Annotated in this window: 15 protein-coding genes; 6 read left to right on the forward strand and 9 right to left on the reverse strand. The window is 41.9% G+C overall.

Annotation, left to right across the window (positions count from 1 at the left end):
• Nucleotides 1-369 precede the first annotated feature (369 nt).
• The 3 genes from V7L29_RS07295 (at nt 370) to V7L29_RS07305 (ending at nt 2305) form a co-directional block, all read left to right on the forward strand.
• Nucleotides 370-846 (forward strand): hypothetical protein, encoded by a 477-nt coding sequence (locus V7L29_RS07295; RefSeq protein WP_334735007.1) that lies wholly within the window; start codon nt 370-372, stop codon nt 844-846.
• 169 nt (nt 847-1015) lie between these two features.
• Nucleotides 1016-1222, forward strand: coding sequence for a hypothetical protein (locus V7L29_RS07300; protein ID WP_334735008.1), 207 nt, complete (start codon nt 1016-1018; stop codon nt 1220-1222).
• A 420-nt stretch (nt 1223-1642) separates the two neighbouring features.
• Nucleotides 1643-2305 (forward strand): DUF1361 domain-containing protein, encoded by a 663-nt coding sequence (locus tag V7L29_RS07305; protein ID WP_334688298.1) that lies wholly within the window; start codon nt 1643-1645, stop codon nt 2303-2305.
• Here V7L29_RS07305 and V7L29_RS07310 read toward each other — a convergent pair.
• Complete coding sequence (locus V7L29_RS07310) at nt 2283-2462, reverse strand: DnaB-like helicase C-terminal domain-containing protein (RefSeq protein WP_334735009.1); 180 nt, start codon at nt 2460-2462, stop codon at nt 2283-2285. The two genes, V7L29_RS07305 and V7L29_RS07310, sit on opposite strands and share 23 nt — an antisense overlap.
• A gap of 15 nt (nt 2463-2477) precedes the next feature.
• On the reverse strand, nt 2478-2954 hold the full coding sequence (locus V7L29_RS07315) for a hypothetical protein (protein WP_334735010.1): 477 nt from the start codon (nt 2952-2954) through the stop codon (nt 2478-2480).
• A 255-nt stretch (nt 2955-3209) separates the two neighbouring features.
• Here V7L29_RS07315 and V7L29_RS07320 point away from each other — a divergent pair, with 255 nt between their 5' ends.
• Entirely contained in the window at nt 3210-4382 is a 1173-nt protein-coding gene (locus V7L29_RS07320) for a baeRF6 domain-containing protein (protein WP_334735011.1), read from the forward strand.
• A 44-nt stretch (nt 4383-4426) separates the two neighbouring features.
• Here V7L29_RS07320 and V7L29_RS07325 read toward each other — a convergent pair whose 3' ends face one another.
• Complete coding sequence (locus V7L29_RS07325) at nt 4427-6793, reverse strand: putative PEP-binding protein (RefSeq protein WP_334735012.1); 2367 nt, start codon at nt 6791-6793, stop codon at nt 4427-4429.
• A gap of 726 nt (nt 6794-7519) precedes the next feature.
• Between V7L29_RS07325 and V7L29_RS07330 the strand changes: the two genes are divergently transcribed.
• The gene (locus V7L29_RS07330) at nt 7520-7978 is read left to right on the forward strand and encodes an MgtC/SapB family protein (RefSeq protein WP_334688293.1); all 459 of its coding nucleotides are present in this window, start codon (nt 7520-7522) and stop codon (nt 7976-7978) included.
• A 194-nt stretch (nt 7979-8172) separates the two neighbouring features.
• On the opposite strand, the gene recF is transcribed toward V7L29_RS07330, so the two are convergent.
• Complete coding sequence (gene recF / locus V7L29_RS07335) at nt 8173-9291, reverse strand: DNA replication/repair protein RecF (RefSeq protein WP_334735013.1); 1119 nt, start codon at nt 9289-9291, stop codon at nt 8173-8175.
• A gap of 105 nt (nt 9292-9396) precedes the next feature.
• The gene (locus tag V7L29_RS07340; protein ID WP_334735014.1) at nt 9397-12255 is read right to left on the reverse strand and encodes a cation-translocating P-type ATPase; all 2859 of its coding nucleotides are present in this window, start codon (nt 12253-12255) and stop codon (nt 9397-9399) included.
• A 486-nt stretch (nt 12256-12741) separates the two neighbouring features.
• Here V7L29_RS07340 and V7L29_RS07345 point away from each other — a divergent pair, with 486 nt between their 5' ends.
• Complete coding sequence (locus tag V7L29_RS07345; protein WP_334735015.1) at nt 12742-14409, forward strand: transglutaminase family protein; 1668 nt, start codon at nt 12742-12744, stop codon at nt 14407-14409.
• 87 nt (nt 14410-14496) lie between these two features.
• Here the strand turns inward: V7L29_RS07345 and V7L29_RS07350 are convergent, their stop codons facing one another.
• The 4 genes from V7L29_RS07350 to V7L29_RS07365 form a co-directional block, all read right to left on the reverse strand.
• Nucleotides 14497-14781, reverse strand: a complete 285-nt coding sequence (locus V7L29_RS07350) for a hypothetical protein (protein WP_334735016.1) — start codon at nt 14779-14781, stop codon at nt 14497-14499.
• A gap of 23 nt (nt 14782-14804) precedes the next feature.
• The gene (locus tag V7L29_RS07355) at nt 14805-15194 is read right to left on the reverse strand and encodes a hypothetical protein (protein ID WP_334735017.1); all 390 of its coding nucleotides are present in this window, start codon (nt 15192-15194) and stop codon (nt 14805-14807) included.
• Between the two features lie 76 nt (nt 15195-15270).
• Nucleotides 15271-15594 (reverse strand): hypothetical protein, encoded by a 324-nt coding sequence (locus V7L29_RS07360; protein WP_334735018.1) that lies wholly within the window; start codon nt 15592-15594, stop codon nt 15271-15273.
• Nucleotides 15595-15618: 24 nt separating this feature from the next.
• Complete coding sequence (locus tag V7L29_RS07365) at nt 15619-16473, reverse strand: PD-(D/E)XK nuclease family protein (protein WP_334735019.1); 855 nt, start codon at nt 16471-16473, stop codon at nt 15619-15621.
• Between the last annotated feature and the right edge of the window lie 9 nt (nt 16474-16482).

Below are 16482 nucleotides of genomic sequence, written 5' to 3' on the forward strand. Positions count from 1 at the left end.
TACAGAATTAAGTGAAGCTATGATTTTTGGCTCGTTAATTCGTCTGATGTTAAAGCGAATGGCATCTTAAGCTTTTGTTTACGAATCAGCTCTTAGCTTGTGTACAACACCCAACTTGAAATCTACTGTAAGCATGAGGTGATTATTCCAAAATTGAGGTAAAAGTACAGTTTTTGTAGCCAAAGCTATGTGTTAAGAGTTACTGTATGGTGTTGAATGTAAATTTTGGTGCATGGCAGTTCAAATACTGTTTAATGAGAATCAAAGTTGGATGAATAGAGTTTTCTAACTCTGCCCCCTACCTTAGTTACTATCTTTACTCATAATATTGGATACTATATTCTCTGTTTTATTGCTGTTGGGGTGTTAATGTCTGTTTTACATAAATATACCGTTATTGCTCCTGTTAGCCTGAGCATTGCTTTGTTCATTACTAGTTGCACTGAAAATAAAGTCTCCCAGTGCCAACGACTGATTCGAGTTGTGAATGCAGGAACTTCTCTAATTGATAAAAATAAAGGGACGCAAGTGATAACCAGCATACAGCTGTCTAAGGATTTGGAATTTGTGACTAAATCGATTAAGGAACTGAATTTAACAGATCCTAAGTTGAAAGAATTTCAAAGCGGTTTTGTGAAGATTTTTGAGAATCTTAGTCAAGCGATCGCCAAAGCAGGTAAGGCGCTTGGTACGACCAAGACAGCAGAAGCCTCGGCATCTGGTAGAGAAAAAATCCAAGAGGCTAGAACCGAAATTGACTCAGCACTGACAACAGCTACAACTATTGGCAAGCACTCGGATACGTTAGTGAATGAAATGAATAAGTATTGTAACCAGCCTGAATAATCTATCTGATGGGGGATTAGGTAGCCCATTGTATGAGATTTGCTGTTAATAGGGTTATCTGCGGGCAATTTGGGTTCTACTGCGTCGTTGGTATCTACTAATCGCTTCCTCAACACCTGCAACGTACACATATAGGCCTAATTCTCCATCGCTCTCTACTACACCTAATATGGAGTTGAGTAACGGAAATTCCCTGGAGGTCAATCAAGTAGTTGTCAACCCTGCAACCCCTACTCAAGCTGCTTGTTCACAGGATTTTGTCAATAGCTGCCCAAGACCCTCTTTACCCAAACAAGCGATCGTCCGCCGTAATCGAGTGCTATTACGTTTGTTATTTAACATGGGTAGTTTTCAAGGGATAGGACAATTGTTTTAGACTCTTGACAAAAGTTTTAGGATACTTCTGGAACTCTAGCAAGGCAAAATTAAATCAATATAATAGCTAGGACAGGGGCAACATTCCAATTAAAAAAGTCTACTGGAAGTTATTCAATGGCGTTTTTGCCATTCATACTTCCATCTGTGGTAGATTTTAACCTGATGATTTTCTGGCTATACTAGTGACTTAAGCCTATTGATTGATAAATTTCATTCCCCAGGATGAAATACACAAAGTCCTACGTTTCGGACATCTATTAGTATGCATTTACTTTTAACTGACACAAAAATCTTGTCTGGTGTTGGAAGAAATCAATTTCCTTGGAGACTAGAAAAACTTTGTCAGGCAAACACTAAAGTTAACACTAATATTACAAACTAAATTTAGATCAGTTAAACATCTTCTAAGTTAGCACCTATGAAAGAAGAATTGATAGCCAGAGTTATGCATGTCTTGCAAATTAATATGAGTTGGATGACTTGGAATTTATTTCTGGCTTTTATACCTTTAGCTTTGAGTGTGTGGCTATTTCGCTTTCAGCGTAGTCGCTCTTGGCTTTGGTGGCTAGGATTTTTAGTTTTCTATGCTTTCTTACCGAATGCACCATATTTGTTGACTGATGTAATTCACCTGATAGATGATATCCGCACGATTCAATCTGTTTGGATGATTACTTTAGTACTCATTCCCGTATATTTGTTAGTAATTCTCGGTGGATTTGAAGCTTACGTAATATCGTTAATTAATTGGGGTTACTACTTACATCGCATCGGCAAGAGCCAATGGATTTGGCGCTTTGAATTGATTACACATTTTCTCTGCGCTGTTGGTGTTTATTGGGGGCGATTTTTACGTTTCAACAGTTGGGATTTTATTACTCAACCCGATGCCGTACTCACCAAAGGGGTAGAAGAAATTCTTGGCAAACAACCCGTAGTAATTATTGCTATCACCTTTGTGGTACTTGCAGGTTTGTATTGGATTATGAAACGAGTAACTTTAGGTTTTGTTAGGCAACCAAAAGATGCATATCCTATCAAGACACAATCAGCCGATCCTAACACCCCAAATGCTCGATGATTGAAGGTTTTTTATTACAATTGAGTTCTTTGGCTAGTCCTTTCAGAGAACGTGTAATCTTCGCTAACTCTCGCGCACGATTTTCATCATTGTTTTCTGTCGATAACTGTATGTAATCAATCACAATTAACTCTAAAGAACTATCATGTTCGAGCAATAAAATATTTATTTATCAAGTGGTTGCGTAGTTAAGTACTCGTTCCCATCCCCAACGCCATGCAGTCTTCACCAGCAATTCTTTACTATTAGTGAATACAATGTACTCTTTACCTTGATCGTGAGCAATATTTGCAACAGCTTGATTACGCAGATCATAACCCCAAATCTTGGCAGCACTCTCATACCATCTTTGTCCTTGAGATTGCAGTTGAGGTAAACTAAGCCATTCATTATACCAATTTTTTGGTTTCCACTGTTCGTCAAGTGCGCGGATTAATACAGCGTTAGGATATTCCATTGGTTTTTCTTGCTGTTGCAACCAAATCCAATACGCAATGACGGCTTTTAAAGCATCTTCAAGTCCAAAACAACAAACTTCTAAGATATCCTGCACGTCTTCTCTGCTAAAATCTACACCAATTGCAGATAATGCATATTCGTATTGCTTGAATATCTCATACTCTATTGAGTCTTCCTTCCAAAACCTCATACTTAACCAACCTCGTAACAACTGACTTCATAATTCTTCTGGAGCCACCTATTTATCTATCTAAAGAATAGTGTATACAATAGGTAATTTCTTGTCAAAAGAAAGATGCAACTAAACCCTCCTTGAGGTTAAATAAACTCAGAAGCAAAGGGTTGGACTTCAACCACTACCATGTGAAAATAACGTCCTATTAGATCATTGAATAGCGATGGTCTGGTCTAATGTATCTGGTCATGTTGATAGGAGGGGTATGATATGCAATTAATCTCTAGAGAGGAAATAAAGGCATTAATAGAACAGCCAAAAGGAAATTGTGTTTCAATTTATATGCCAACGCACCCAGCCGGTCCAGAAGTGCGACAAGACCCAATTCGCTTTAAAAATTTGGTCAAGGAAGCGGAGACCCGTTTAGTTGATGCAGGCTTGGAACAGAAAGAAGCGATCGCATTGTTGGAAAAATCCGATGAAATTGATACCCAAGAGTTTTGGGAGCAAATGGGAGAGCAAGGACTGGCGATTTTTATTTCTGAAAATATTTTTCGCTATTATACCCTGCCAATCGATTTTCAAGAGTTGGTCGTGGTTACAGACCGATTTCACATCAAGCCACTGTTGCCAATTTTAAATGGCAATCGTCGTTTTTATATACTGGCTTTGAGCCAAAAAGATGTCAGGTTCTTTGAAGGAACACGCTACAGCATCAATCAGGTGGAAGTAGAAAATCTCCCTAAAAGTCTAGATGAAGCTCTGCAAAAAGACGAGACTGCTAAAGAAGGTCAGTTTCGCATCGCAACATCAAAAGGGGGAACCGCCAATGCTTCTTCACAGCCGGGTACGTTTCACGGGCAAGGAAGCCCCGACAGGGATAAACACCAAGAAGACATCCTACAATTCTTTCAAATTGTTGATGGCGCATTGCATGAAAAATTGCGATCGCAAAAAGCGCCTGTGGTACTGGCTGGGGTAGAGTATCTCTTGCCCCTATATAGACAAGCAAATACTTACCAGCATTTGATGGATGAAGCTATCACTGGTAATCCAGAAATTCTCAGCGCCCAAGAGTTACATAACGAAGTTTGGCCAATTGTCGAAGCTGATTTCCAAAAGTCGCAGCAAGGGGTTTTAGAGCAATTTCACCAATTGTTTAGTGGTGATAGTGGTAAAGCATCTAACAACCTCCAAGAAATTGTCTCAGCGGCTTATTATCAACGAGTGGATTCATTAGTAGTTGCAGTTGGTCAGCAACAGTGGGGTTTATTCGATCCAACTTCAGAAACGGTTTATTTGCACCCAGAAAAAGAAACTGGTGATGAAGATTTGTTGGATTTTGTTGCTGCTCATACTTTATTAAACGGTGGCACGGTTTACGCTGTTCCCCTAGAACAGATTCCATATAGCACAGCCGTTGCAGCGATTTACCGATATTGAACATTTTGGCGGTGTTGTATAAAGTTGAACGTGCTATAGCAGTCCTAAATCAAATGAAGTTTTCGTCGTGCAGCTTCTAAAATTAGGCGTTGTTCAGCACGAGCAATCGCCTGATATGTTCGCTCGACTGCTTCCGGTTCAACGGAAATGGAAGTTATACCCCATTCCACTAACTTATCGATGATTTCTGGATAAATGGCTGGTGCTTGACCACAGATTGAACAAGGTATGCCGGCACTTTTAGCAATTTGAATGAGTTGAGCGATCGCACTCATAACTGCCGGATGACGTTCATTAAATACTTTTGCTAGCTGTCCTTGTTCTCGATCCACTCCTAGCAGCAATTGGGTTAGGTCGTTTGTACCAATAGAAATTCCATCTGCACCTGCTTTGACATATTCTGGCAGTAAAAACAGTACGCTTGGCACTTCTGCCATCATCCACAATTGAAACTGGGACACCTCGGTTAAAAGAGCTTGCTCAACTTTACGACGGCAAAAGACAAATTCTTCCACAGTCCGCACAAAAGGCAACAGTAGGTTGACATTGCTGTAACCAGCTTGCTGTACACTCGCTAAAGCTTTCAGTTCCAACTCAAATACTGCGGGATTTTGTAAATAGCTAAAAGTGCCGCGTTCACCTAATATCGACTGTAGTGAAGATTGTAAATTATCACTCAATGATGGAAAATCCTGCGATCGCCAATCTAAAGAACGATAAAAAATTGGTCTTGGTGCAAAAGCCCGGGCAAACTGCATAATCTGCTCAGACCATAGCTCTAACAATTCTGCCTGACGCCCGCCTAAAATCCAACTATTGGGATGTTGCCCAGACAATATATTTAGTACCATCAATTCTGAGCGCAATAATCCCACCCCATCCACAGGCAAGCTTTGCACTTGTTCTATTAAAGTAGACTGACTCAAGTTAATCAACAGTTGGGTAGTAATCATAGGTAGATGAGAAGTAAGAGCAGGAGAATGGTATGGGAAGATAGGGGGATGGAGAGACACAGGATTTTCTGCCACTTTCCCCCTCTCCATTTCTCCCCTTGTGCCAGTTTCCCCTTCTGCTGTGATCCGATAAACTTCTCCTCTGTCGCCATCAAGCAGCAGTCGTTCGCCAGTTTGAATTAAGCTTGTAGCAGATGTTGCGTTCACTACTGCTGCGATACCTAATTCTCTGGCAAGAATTGCAGCGTGGCTGGTTAATCCACCTTGTTCGGTAATAATACCAGCAACTTGTTGCAGTAATGGTAACCAATCAGGAGCGATCGTTGGTACTACTAAAATCACTCCCTTGGGTAGTTGTTCAAGTTTCTGTTGCGGATTAATTACTAAGGCAGTCGCTACAACACGTCCCCCTGCTGCTCCTAATCCCCTAATGAAGTGTCCGTGGGGAATTACAGATTGGGGAAAACTAACTTGTGTGATGTAGAGCTTGCTAGATGTAGTTTGCCCAGTGATAGTCCATTTAATGGTAAAAGTTTTACCTAGTTCACTCACCAGTTGAGTTCCCAAAGCAATTATTTGTTGTAAGTATTCTTCTTGTAAAGCGTACTGTTTTTGTTGGGCTTCTTGAATTACGTAGGTACTCAGACAAGTGTGATCTGATGTTAGCACTGAGTTCGGCACGGCTTGCAAAAAAGCTTCAGATGCTGCATTATCAACACCATAAGCCAGCATTTTATTGCCGAGCTGTTGCTCAAGCACAACCCCAGTTGCCTGTTGAATGTAGTAAACATCTGGCTGTACTTCGCCTTGAGTAATCGCAATTCCTAATCCCCAAGTAGCTTCAATTTCCCACCCAGAGGAATTGGCTCTGAGCAAACCACTGGCGATCGCATTCTCAACAGGTTGAACCAAAACTGCTAAACTGATTTGTTGCAGGTTAATTCCTGAGTGCTGCCAATATAGTAGACTTCTAGCACGAAATATCTGGCTCCAGGTACGCTTTAATGCTCTTGCGATCGCTTCGGGTTCGCACTGGCAAAACACTGACTCCAGCAAACCAGATATATTCTTCATACTTAGGGTAGCATTTGATACTGCCAAGCTAGGTCGAAGAATCAAACAGCCAGTTTGCCATTCTCTAGCTGCTTGGAAAATTGTACTCACCCACTGCTGTGGCACAGTTGCAGTGAGAATTTCTTCGCGCAAGCGACCAGCTACCTGCTGAAGTTGACGCCAATTAGCTACATCTAGGTGTAACGAAGAATGGGGTAAGTCAGCCACTAATGACTCTGAACTGTTCAGATTTTCAAGAAATTGTCGCAAAATTTCTGCCGAAACGACAAAACCAGGCATCACCGCATAGCCACGCTGCATGATTCTGCTCAAGTGAAACGCTTTGTCACCTACTTTGGCGCGGTCTTGTAATTTAATTTGGTCTAGCCAGTAGAGTTTGTCCACTCAATTTGTTAGTTGTCAGTTATCTATTTGTAGCCACAGCCATTTCCTCCTGGTACGTTATCAGTCGTAAATCCACTGACTCCCTACTAAGAGGAGTTTCCAGCATTTACGTTTAATTTGCCGACCTTATTAGTGGTTAATTGCTAGTTACACGATGTATTGCTGTAATTCGACTCCTTTGTAAATCAAATATTTTCCTTCATTTAGCCTCTCTTCCCTGAAACCGGGGGTTTAGTTGTTTAATCGAGTTGTAGATAGCAGTATCATATTTAATTATTAAGTGTATGGGTTAAATCTAGCAATTCGAGGTAGAATTTTATAGTTCAGTCATTTGAAATAGTCAAAAAGCTATATAAAAAAGTTAAATTTATGTCCTTTGCCCAGATTATGAACATTGTCATAATTTAACAATGCAAACCTTCATTTATTATTGATAAAAATTCTATCTTATTGGAAAATAATCTTAAGAATGGAAGATATTGATTTGCACCTAAAAAAGTATTACCGAATTGATAGAATCCAAATCTGATGTCGGATATTAAATTGCACCAGTTGAATTAGACTCCATCAATAAAAGATTAAGATATTTTTGCACTATTTTTTTTGTAAAAATATTATTAATTAACCTAGTACACTGTGACGGAAGTTTGCCTACTTTTAACAAGGGGCTGAAGCCCCATGTCTTGTTAATTGAGCTATATAAAATTCTTTATACCAGACTAAGCATTGCCAAATACTTACTACCTTGCAACTAATGATTGGCTAAATCTCAGCCTCAGGCTATGCATTGCATTGTTTATTGGAGCAATTATCGGCTTAGAACGCCAAATTAGGCGCAAACCAGCGGGTTTAAGAACTCATATGCTCGTGAGTTTCGGTTCAGCTATGTTTACTCTGATAATTATTCAAACAGGTGAATCACAGTCCAGTCATGATGCACTCAGCCGCGTGATTCAGGGGATTGCAGCTGGTGTGGGATTTCTTGGTGCTGGAGAAATTGTACGTCAATCTTCCGAGCAATCACACCAACTTGAAATTCACGGACTGACATCAGCAGCAGCTATTTGGGTTTCGGCTGCTTTGGGAATTGCTGCCGGCTGTGGTTTGTGGCAGTTAGGATTAATTGGTGCTGTACTGACTTTTCTGGTTCTCAACGTTTTTAGAAGGTTAGAAAAACGTGATTAATTATTAGTTAATCATCTATGTTCAATAGACCTCTTGCAAAAGTCCCAAAATCAGGTATGTCATTCTGTTCGCGCAGCGTTCCCGCAGGGTACGAAACGCAGTGGAGAGAAGAATCTCACTAGATGTATCGCTCCGCTTAATATGACGATTTAAGCATTTATGCAAGAGGTCTAATCTTGATAAGTCACAAGTGACTAATTTGAGATTATTTCTCCTGCTTTCACAAAAAGAATTTGGGAGGACTTCAACCACTGGGAATCAAAAGAACCCAAGTGAGTAGTAGTAATCAGGGTCTGAAAGCGGTCTTGAATGGCATCAAGCAACTGATTTTGGCGGGATAGATCAAGTTCAGCAAGAACGTCATCAAGCAATAGCAGCGGTGGCTCTTTGACGACTTCTTCAATTAATTGTAATTCTGCTAATTTTAAGGCTAAAACCAGCGTTCGTTGTTGACCTTGAGAACCGTATTGACGAGCGGGTGTCTGGTTAATAGTTAATTCTATTTCGTCGCGATGAGGGCCGACAAGGGTAGTGCCTTGGTGCATTTCAGCAATTGTTCGCTGCTGAATTTTTGCTAAAAAAGCTTGCTGCACTTCTTCTGGATGGTTATCCTCTAAAGGAATATTAGGCACGTACTTGATTTGCAGAATTTCTGTACTGCCACTGATACTGGCGTGCCAAGCGGTAGCAATGGGAGCTAGTCGTTGTATGGCGCGATCGCGTCGTCTAATTACCCTTGTTCCTGCGGTAGCTAACTGTGCATCCCACACTGCAAGTTCTGAGTACTGAGTGTCTAGTGCTGAGTCCTGATTTTTTTTTAAAAAGGCATTGCGCTGGCGTAACACATGGTTATACTGCTGCAAAATGTGAGCATAAATTGGTTCGAGTTGAATTAAGAGTGTATCTAACCAGTTGCGGCGACCTTCGGGACCGCCACGTACTAGTTCTAAATCTAAGCTGGAAAATTGAACTGCATTGAGAACGCCGAGAAAATCCATTTGACGGCGTATAGATTCACCATTGAGAGCAACGCTACGGCGACCATTGCGGCGCAGGGTTAAAGTCAGGTCACTAACGCCTGTTTGTCGCTCAAGAGTAGCATTAATTTGGGCTATGGCTTCCCCTTCTTCAACTAAATCGCGATCGCGGGCCATTCGGTGCGATCGCAATGTCGCCAGCAACTCCACCGCCTCCAACAAATTCGACTTTCCCTGAGCATTATTACCTACCAAAATTGTTTTGGCAGCATTAAACTCAACCTTTTGGTCTTGATAATTGCGAAATTGTCGGAGGTTTAGAGTTTTGAGGTACATAGTGGGGATTGGGTACTGGGTACTGGGGAAAAAGCAGAGGAGCAGAGGAGCAGGGGAGCAGAGGGGAATAACCAATGCTCAATGCCCCATTGCCCAATGCCCTATTTACACAGCCTTCTTGCCCATAATCCGCAAAAATACCTTCTCCAATTCAATCCAGACAAACATTAAGGCACTGAAGCCAATACAAACCCCCAACTCTTGCATATTCAGGTAGTGAGTACCAAAGAACTCTCGTAGGGGCGGGACGTAAACTAGCATCAACTGTAAAATTGTGGTCACGACAACAGCCGCTAGTACAAAGATATTAGAAAAGGGATTCATCTCGATAGTCAGTCGGTTGTTGGAGCGAATGGCGATCGCATGTCCCATTTGGGCAATACACAAGGTAGTAAATACCATCGTCTTCCAAGCATCGCGATCGCCCTGATACCCAGCGGCATGGGTATGTTGATAAGCCCACCACATCAAGGCAATGGTGATAATGGCAAAAATGATTCCAATGCGAATCATATAAGAACCCAATCCCCTAGCAAAAATACTTTCGCGGGGACTAAAAGGCGGACGTTGCATCACATCCGGTTCTGGAGGTTCCACAGCTAATGCCAAAGCTGGTAAACCGTCTGTTACCAAGTTCATCCACAAAATTTGTAAGGGGGTAAGGGGAACGCCTCCCAAACCAATTAATGGTGCAGATGCTATTGTGAGAACTTCGCCAATGTTACTGCCCAGGATGTATTTGATAAAACGGCGGATATTGGTGTAAACAACTCTGCCTTCTTTGGTGGCGCTGACAATGGTAGCAAAGTTGTCATCAAGTAACACCATGTCGCTGGCTTCTTTACTTACATCGGTGCCAGTAATGCCCATCGCAATGCCGATATCAGCTTGTTTGAGGGCTGGGGCATCGTTGACGCCATCGCCTGTCATCGCTACAAATCTGCCCCGGCGTTGCAGTGCTTGAACAATTCGCAGTTTGTGTTCTGGGGAAACCCTAGCATAGATGCTCACCAGGTCAACGTTTTGCTCTAGTTCCTGGTCACTCATCCGTTGCAATTCTTGACCTGTGAGGAGGCGGTCACCTTCTTGGGCAATTCCCAAATCGGTAGCGATCGCTCGTGCTGTTAACTGGTGGTCACCAGTAATCATTACTGGGCGAATACCTGCATTCCGACACTCTTGGACTGCTGCCCTTACTTCTGGGCGTGGCGCATCCAGCATTCCCACCAATCCCAGCCACACCAATTCTTGCTCAAATATCTCGTCTGAACCTTCCGGTGGGATCTGTGTCAGGGGTTTGTAGGCAAAACCTAGTACCCGTAAACCTTTACTCGCCATTTGGTCATTTTCTGCCAAAATTTTTTGGCGTTGTTCTTCAGTCAAGGGGGCTGTGTCATTACCCAAATGAATCTGAGTAGAACGTGCCAAGGTTAACTCTGGAGAACCTTTGGTAAACATTAAGTAAGGTTCAGATTGGAGAAAACTAGTAATCGCTGGGTCAACGCCTCTCAAAGATGCTTCACCTGTTGCGACTTCCTGCACCTGAGAAATCACGCTCATTCGCTTGCGTTCTGAGGAAAAGGGAAACTCTGCAACGCGAGTTAATTTACTGTTCCACTGGTCTTTTTCAATTCCCGCTTTTCCCGCCAGTGTTAACAATGCCCCTTCTGTGGGATCTCCCAATATTGCCCATTCTCCTTTTTCTTTTTGCAACACAGAATCATTACAAACAGCACAGGCGACTGACAACGCTGAGATTTCTGGCGACTCCTCTAGGGAAATTTTTTGACCATTTAACTGAAAATCCCCTGTGGGAGTATAACCTTCTCCGGTGACGCCAAAAGTTCTGTTATTAGTGAAAACCGATTGCACCACCATTTTGTTTTGAGTCAACGTGCCGGTTTTATCAGAACAGATGGTAGTTACAGAACCCAATGTTTCCACTGCTGGCAATTTGCGAATCAAAGCATTTTGGCGCACCATTCGCTGGGTTCCCAGTGCCAAAGTGACGGTAATTACGGCTGGTAAACCTTCTGGCACCACAGCAACCGCCATACTCAAGGAAACTTCCAAGAGTTCTTGAATGTTTTTAAAACCTCCGTCCTTGATCACACCGCCAGCGACGACGATCGCCACAAGAATCAAAGAGCCCGTAACCAAGACATTGCCCAGTTGAGTCATCCGCTGCTGTAACGGTGTCGGCTCACTTTCCACCGCCTGCAACATGGTGGCAATTTTGCCTAGTTCTGTAGTCATTCCAGTGTTAGTCACCAGAACTTTGGCTCGTCCTTGGACTACTTCGGTTCCTTGAAACACCACATTTAGGCGATCGCCTAATGATGTTTCCTCCGGCAATTTTAGTGATGCCTGTTTATTCACTGCTTCGGCTTCACCAGTCAATGCCGACTCCCGCACTTGTAAACTAGACTCTTCTATCAAGCGTCCATCTGCGGCTATCTGCATCCCAGCTTCCAGCTGCATTACATCCCCTGGGACTAGTTCCTTGGCTGCTATCTCCACCAGTCTAGCGTCGCGGATGACCCGCACTAAGGGAGAGGTCATTTTTTTCAAGGCTGCCAGGGCTTTTTCGGCACGGCTTTCTTGGACGTAGCCGAGTATGCCATTGAGGATGACAATTGCTAAGATAGCGATCGTATCTTTAAATGGCACTTCACCGGGCTTCAAATTGCCTGACTGCAAACGCATCAGGTCTAAAAATCCAGAAATCAGAGCTACGCCAATCAGCATCAACAACATAATGTTCTTGAACTGATCCAGCAGAATTTCCCAAGCACTACGGCCAGCAGTTTCTTCTAATTCGTTGGGGCCGTATTTTTGCAACTTCTGTTGAATATCTTGGGATGTTAAGCCACTGTCTGCGTTACTATCGAGCAAGTCTAACGCTTTATCAACTTCTAAACTATGCCAAACGGCGGCACCTTCAGGCAGAGAATTAGCAGACATCGTGTAGGTTACAGGAAATGGTTACAAAATTTGATCATACATAATAATTTAGTGATGGCTAAAAAACATCTTTTAAAGTTACATTATGGCTGTTGCCCAGTTGGATGAATGTATATGTAATTCTTAACATTTGTAAATCTATACTTTTTTCAGATAGTGTTATTTCTTACGAAAGAGTTTTTCGGAACATATTGTACCGATAATTGTAAGTAATAGAGCTTTGAAGCTTTGTTACAAAAGCATATGCCACAATTAATTTTAGGCTGCCATTGCTTTAATTTACATCTAGTCAATAGCCAAGATGCATGGCACGATTGCATTTCTCTATTTTGAATTTTGCGAAAAGTTAAGCCAGTCGCTGGTGTATTTACTCGCTCAAGCCAACTCGCATACCAGTAGAGTTTTTTGACCTAGCAAACTTTTCAAGCCGAATTTTTAATTTTGAATTACTTAGGCGTGTTAAACCATTCAATAAATATGCTTAATATGAGTTTTGCACTCCCCACGACCGCAAACCAGATGTTTGGGCAAAAAACAATTCGACCGCTTACTGCTGCTACCCTGTGTGGCATTACTTTCATTAAAGATAGACTAATTGCGATTGACAGTATTAAAGGACATCTACTGGAAATTGATCCCACTTCTGACAACAGCAAAATTCTCAATCCCCATCAAGTTAAAGAATTTACCGATGTCACTGGTCTAGCGGCATGGGAAGATACTCTGTGGGTGAGCCGAGAAAATAGTGTTTACTTGTGCAAGCTCAATGCTTTGGATCTGGAACATTTTGTGACATTGCCTTATGAGGCTGACGGCGTTGCTGTTTGGGAAACAACAGTTTACCTCACCTGCCAAAGGTTGGGCTACATTTTGATTTATGACCGCGAAACGCGAAAAGAAATTACTAGATTTTATGCCCCTGGAGTTGGGGTAGAGAATTTGGCAGTCAGTCAAGAAATGCTATGGATTTGCGATCGCACTGAACAATCAGTTTACGCGATGGACAGGGCGACGGGAGAACTTAAATTCAGTGTCCTGACACCCTTTGAATGTCCCACAGGCATAGCGATACATAAAAATAGCGAAACAGGCAAAGAAAGTATTTACGTTGCTTACGCTTCAGAGGAGCCTTATATTCGGGACAACCCAAATGCTGATCCGAGTCATGAGCTAACGTTCCGCGATCGCACTTTTATTCACCCTCTGTATTATCATTACCAGCCAGATAAGCGCTACGCCCTCTCTAATGGCTATTTGATTGAAATGTCCTATGCTGAGGAAATTGCTCCTTTAGACGAGGTTTATTTACCTGAGGTAGAATGGCGCATTGCCCTACCATCCGAAACAGAGCGTCAAAAGGTGAAACATGTTGAACCCATTGGTATACCCTTTACTGAAGAAGTGATTGAGGGGCAACGTGTAGCAGTCTTTAAATTTGATTCTCTTACCCCAGGAGAACGCCATATATTCGGCTGGAAAGCACTTTTGGAAGTTCGCGGGATTAAGTATCGCATCACACCCAGAGATGTAGAAGATATACCCAAACTGTCCCCAGAATTACAAACACGCTACCTAGTGGATGACGACGATTTAGCAATGGATACTACCATTGTTCGCCGTGCTGCCAGAGAAGCGATTGGTTCTGAAACCAATGTGTTGCGGAAGATGCACCGCATCCGTAACTACGTGTATGATGAGTTATCCTACGGTATTAAACCTTATATTGACACGCCAGATATAGTCTTAGAACGGGGCGTTGGTTCCTGTGGTGAATATGTTGGCGTCTTACTTGCCCTATCCCGTTTAAATGGCATCCCCTGTCGTACCGTAGGTAGGTACAAATGTCCTCCCCATAGTGATTTACAAGGAGTGCCGCTACAACCTGACTTTAATCATGTTTGGCTGGAGTTCTACGTACCGAATTTTGGCTGGTTGCCAATGGAATCAAATCCTGACGATGTGGGTGAAGGTGGGCCTTATCCGACGCGCTTTTTTATGGGCTTATGCTGGTATCACATTGAAATTGGCAAAGGTATCACCTTTGAAACCGTGACAAGTCAAGGTGCGCGGTTAACCAAACAAGATATTCCCATCGGTGATTTGGCGATTAATCATATTCGATTCACAATTCTTAAAGAATTACCGCCTTTTTGAATTAGGACATTGGTTATTGGGGAAAGACCCTGAGAAAATTAGTAGGGTGTGTCATGCCGTAGGCTAACGCACCTTAATCCTCTCTGCTTAACCACTATTTTTGTCTACTTCTGAACTCTTGTTCTTATTCAAGTATTCTTCAAACAATTCAAAAAATTTCTGTAGTGCCTCATGCTCATCTACAGAATAGAAAAGGATTATCTTAGCCCATGACTGACCTGAGTTAATTCCATATTTTTCTTTAATCCATGATTGAAACCCCTCAAATTCCCTTTCTGGCTTGCTTGGAGATACGCCAACTTCTCTTCGAGACAGACTATATCCTCGCAAAAGCATATCTAGTTCAGTGATTGGACTAGTTCTTAAGTACATACCCGGTCTTTTCTTTATGCCCTTTAGAATATCGTTGTAATATCAAATTGACGAAACTTTAAATTATCTTCAGTAGGGCTAGCTTTTTCTTCACTTTGTTGAATTTTGAAATCATCTTTGTGTTTTAGAAACTGCTCATATTCTTCAAAAAATCTGTAGAAGGCATTTCTCTCAGTCCGACAAAGAAACAGAATTATCTCAGTCCATGATCGTGAAACTGTAGTTTTTGCTCTTTCTTGCATCCACTCGTCAAATCCTTGCATTGGGTAACCTTCTGGATTGAATCCGAAGTGATTTATTTGACTGAAATACCACCCACTTACAAAGGAACTAAGGTGAGTAATTGATGGCTTATCTATATACATGACTGGATTTTCTTTAATATCTTGAAGAAGTATAGATAGATTCCTCATATTGATTACTCCAATTGAATTTAGCGAGTCGGGTATGTTAGGCTACGGCATAACACACCTGACTACTCTCTGCTTATTACCGATTTTTTTGAATAACAAAACTGCCGTAAATTATAGATAGTTCAAAGATGTCTGTGGTAATTACAGCAGCTTTCTTATGGGATTCTGCACCGATAGAAAAGCCGATGAGATCAGCTTCTAGTTCATGTACTTCCTCTGAGTCATGCACACTCCACCTTATGTCATGACAGTCCTGAAAAACTAGTACATAAGGCAAGCGATCCTCGGTAGGATCGTACACACATTCAACTGATACTTCGTTTCCCCATAGAGACACATTTACACTTGTAATTAGCGACGTCAAACCACCAAGTTTAAGTAAATGATAATCGTCCGGCATATTAATTACTCACCATTTCTCCAGTTAGCTATTAATTCTTAAACTGGGCAGTGGATATGATTGATGCTGCTTAAAATCGGCAAAGTCACAGATTGAGTTAAATGGGCAAAAGCGGCAGTGAGAGCCAGGATTGGGAGGAAAAATTTTACTGAAATTACTAGTTTCTTCCTGATATTTTTGCAAATCGTGCTGGTGCTTGTGGGCAACATTAGCTAACTCAAATTTTAACGATTCTAATTCATAATTATTAATGCTAATTAACTCAGATTTTTTACATATTTCTAAATTATAAAATGATGCAACAGCTTGCCGTTCCGGGTAAAGATAACGAGCAGCTAGCAAATAAACTAATGCCTGTCGTCGGTCAAAAGCTGACTTACCAGTTTTGAAATCTAAAATATGTAAAGTGCTATCAGATTCAATGAAAACGCAGTCCATAGCCGCATATAAGCGAAAGCAATAATCTTCTTGTTCAACTACTATCGGTTTAGGAAAGCCTTCATCACCCGGAGTTAATTGGATAATATCTTTATCCAAAAGCAATGGAGCATCGTGATATTTTTTCAAAATTTGCAGCACGCGTTGCTGGACTTGATCGCTGGAGTTGCCTAATTTAAGTAGCTGTGCAACTCTTTCTACACCATCTGATTGCTTCAACAGATGCCTGTGATGATGAAACTCATAAACGCCTTTTTGGGCGAGTATCCCAATTCGCTGGGGTGCGGTGGCTTGCGCTAAAAGCGCTTTGACTTGAGGTTCGTGTTGCCGCGCTTTGATAAACCCCCGTCTCATCTGGCAATGCCAGCGTTCTTGCCCGGTCGCTGGGGCAACTAGAGACCAAAGGTGATAACTGGCAAAAGGTTGATCGGGGGTTGACATTGCTCAGAA

Origin of the sequence: Nostoc sp. (genome assembly GCF_036916575.1) — a bacterium.
GTDB lineage: Bacteria > Cyanobacteriota > Cyanobacteriia > Cyanobacteriales > Nostocaceae > Nostoc.

Excerpts from the sequence above, each read along its gene's own strand:
- V7L29_RS07295 (WP_334735007.1), top strand. The coding sequence starts at position 370 with ATGTCTGTTTTACATAAATATACCGTTATTGCTCCTGTTAGCCTGAGC.
- V7L29_RS07300 (WP_334735008.1), top strand. The coding sequence starts at position 1,016 with ATGGAGTTGAGTAACGGAAATTCCCTGGAGGTCAATCAAGTAGTTGTC.
- V7L29_RS07305 (WP_334688298.1), top strand. The coding sequence starts at position 1,643 with ATGAAAGAAGAATTGATAGCCAGAGTTATGCATGTCTTGCAAATTAAT.
- V7L29_RS07315 (WP_334735010.1), bottom strand. The coding sequence starts at position 2,954 with ATGAGGTTTTGGAAGGAAGACTCAATAGAGTATGAGATATTCAAGCAA.
- V7L29_RS07320 (WP_334735011.1), top strand. The coding sequence starts at position 3,210 with ATGCAATTAATCTCTAGAGAGGAAATAAAGGCATTAATAGAACAGCCA.
- recF (WP_334735013.1), bottom strand. The coding sequence starts at position 9,291 with ATGTACCTCAAAACTCTAAACCTCCGACAATTTCGCAATTATCAAGAC.
- V7L29_RS07340 (WP_334735014.1), bottom strand. The coding sequence starts at position 12,255 with ATGTCTGCTAATTCTCTGCCTGAAGGTGCCGCCGTTTGGCATAGTTTA.
- V7L29_RS07345 (WP_334735015.1), top strand. The coding sequence starts at position 12,742 with ATGAGTTTTGCACTCCCCACGACCGCAAACCAGATGTTTGGGCAAAAA.
- V7L29_RS07350 (WP_334735016.1), bottom strand. The coding sequence starts at position 14,781 with ATGTACTTAAGAACTAGTCCAATCACTGAACTAGATATGCTTTTGCGA.
- V7L29_RS07355 (WP_334735017.1), bottom strand. The coding sequence starts at position 15,194 with ATGAGGAATCTATCTATACTTCTTCAAGATATTAAAGAAAATCCAGTC.
- V7L29_RS07360 (WP_334735018.1), bottom strand. The coding sequence starts at position 15,594 with ATGCCGGACGATTATCATTTACTTAAACTTGGTGGTTTGACGTCGCTA.
- V7L29_RS07365 (WP_334735019.1), bottom strand. The coding sequence starts at position 16,473 with ATGTCAACCCCCGATCAACCTTTTGCCAGTTATCACCTTTGGTCTCTA.